This is a genomic window from Hydrogenophaga sp., from assembly GCF_036675665.1.
In the GTDB taxonomy this organism is placed as follows: domain Bacteria; phylum Pseudomonadota; class Gammaproteobacteria; order Burkholderiales; family Burkholderiaceae_C; genus Hydrogenophaga.
Genome location: NZ_JAKFEO010000049.1, coordinates 1 through 1,783, shown reverse-complemented (window position 1 = coordinate 1,783; position 1,783 = coordinate 1). Strand labels below are relative to the sequence as shown.

At 65.9% G+C, this 1,783-nt stretch carries 3 protein-coding genes; all 3 read right to left on the bottom strand.

Features of this window, described 5'->3' with window-relative positions:
• Positions 1–40: 40 nt before the first annotated feature.
• On the bottom strand, positions 41–343 hold the full coding sequence (locus V6M63_RS17270) for a hypothetical protein (protein WP_332743882.1): 303 nt from the start codon (positions 341–343) through the stop codon (positions 41–43).
• Positions 344–353: 10 nt separating this feature from the next.
• Complete coding sequence (locus tag V6M63_RS17265) at positions 354–1,082, bottom strand: hypothetical protein (protein WP_332743880.1); 729 nt, start codon at positions 1,080–1,082, stop codon at positions 354–356.
• Between the two features lie 8 nt (positions 1,083–1,090).
• Positions 1,091–1,783, bottom strand: a 693-nt coding sequence (locus V6M63_RS17260; RefSeq protein ID WP_332743878.1) for a mammalian cell entry protein, incomplete at its 5' end; no start/stop codon positions are given.

The window sequence follows — 1,783 nt, the reverse complement described above, 5'->3', positions numbered from 1 at the left end:
TCACCTTAAGCAGAAATACTGCGGCACGCAGGCCAACAGCTCAGGCGTGGATCTCGAATTGCGCATCGCCCATGTAGCGGTTGGGCCCCAGGGCGGCCGTCATGGCGGCGGACTCCGCCGCCTGCCACTGGCTGAAGATTTCAAGCTCGGCCGGTGTCAGGACATCTTCTCCCGGGGCTTCGCCATAGGTCGCCACGAGCTTCATGTAGGCGGCATACACCGGTGCAACCAGGCTCGCATCGCCCAGCGCGGCCTCCAGTGCCTGCCTGAAGCGCCGCTCTGCGGCCTGCAGTTCCTCGGGGGAGGCGTCCTCAAAGGCATACAGCTTGAGGGTGTAGCTCAACGGGTGTTCCTCACTTGTTTTCTTTCGGTATTTCTTTGGCCGCTTCCTGTGCAGCTTCTTTTACGGGCGCCTTTGCCCCGGAAGCGCTGCGCTGCGTGATGTCCATGCGCCGGCGCAACCGGGCGGCCTCTTCGAGGTCTCCGCCCTGCTCTGCACGCTGGGCCTGCACGCCCAGCCACGCCAGCAGCGGACGCCGCCAGCCCTGGGCCGAGGCGGTGTCGATGGCCTGCGCGATGACGGCCGGGTTGGCCTTGCCGGTTTGCAGCAGCACACCTGCGGCGACCAGCTGCGACAGCGGATCGGCCATGGACTTCAGGGCACCGGCATCGCCCACCGCAGCGGCGCGTTGTGGCGCCGGGAGCAAGGCGACGTCCTGGGGCTGAACCCGCCCGCCCAGGTAATCTGCATAGGCGCGCTGCGGCGCCGGCACATCCTGGCGCAGGTTTTCAAAGCCGGCGCAGGGTTCAAACACGAGGCTGGCCACACGGGTGGCGCAGTGCAGCAGTTCGGCAGTGGCCAGCAGGTCGGCGCGGCCGGTGCGCGCGAGCTGGCTGCGTGCGCGCTCCAGCTCAGCCTGCTCCACACGGGAATTGCCTTCCATATAAGCGGCCACGGAACGCTCCATGGAACCTTTTGCTTCGAGTTGCCAGTCGGGCGGTTTCGGGCCGCTGGCGCACGCGCTGAGCAGCAAGACGGCAAGCGCACCGAAGAGCGTCGTTAATTTCGGAGGGGTGCTCATGGCGATACTCATGGCAGTTTCATCTCCGCATCGCGGGCAAACGGCCATTTGCGGTTGATCTCGTTGACCAGGCTGTCCACCTTGCGCAAGCTGGCCTCCACATCGGCCCGCAAGGCGCCCAGATCGGCCGTGGCTTCCTTGGCGTTGGACGTGACGGCTTGCGCGTCCTGCAGCAGGGCATCCACCTTCTTCAGGCTGGTGCGGGCCTCGCCCAGCATGGTGTTGAGTTGAACAATGGTGGCGCGGGTTTCGGGCATCACACCGTTGGCGCCAAAGACCTGGGTGTCGGTCTTGGCGGCAATGGCGTCGAGCTTGGTCAGCAGCGCGTTGGTGCGGTCCAGCGTGGCGACCAGCTTTTGGGCCTCGGCCTCGCTGCCCAGCATGACGGTCAGCACGCCGCCAGGTCCGTTGAGCCGTTCGGTCAGGATCTGCAGGTTGGCCATGCTGGCGCCCACCGCGCCGGTGCTTCCCGTGAGGGTGTTGAGGTTTTCGATCAGATCCTTGGCGGCGGCAATGACCTTGGGGACTTCCGCACTGGCGTCACCCTGGAGCACGGTTCGCACTGCGCCATCGGGCAACGGCGGGTCTTTCAGCAGGCCGGTGTAGGCCCGAATGTTGGTGCCGCCCACAATGCCGCGAACCAGGGTGAAGACGCTGGTGGTGCGCAGCCAGTGGGCGTCCTTGCTGGCCACATCAACCAG

Coding starts and splice junctions, on each gene's coding strand:
- V6M63_RS17265 (WP_332743880.1), bottom strand. CDS start 1,082: ATGAGCACCCCTCCGAAATTAACGACGCTCTTCGGTGCGCTTGCCGTC.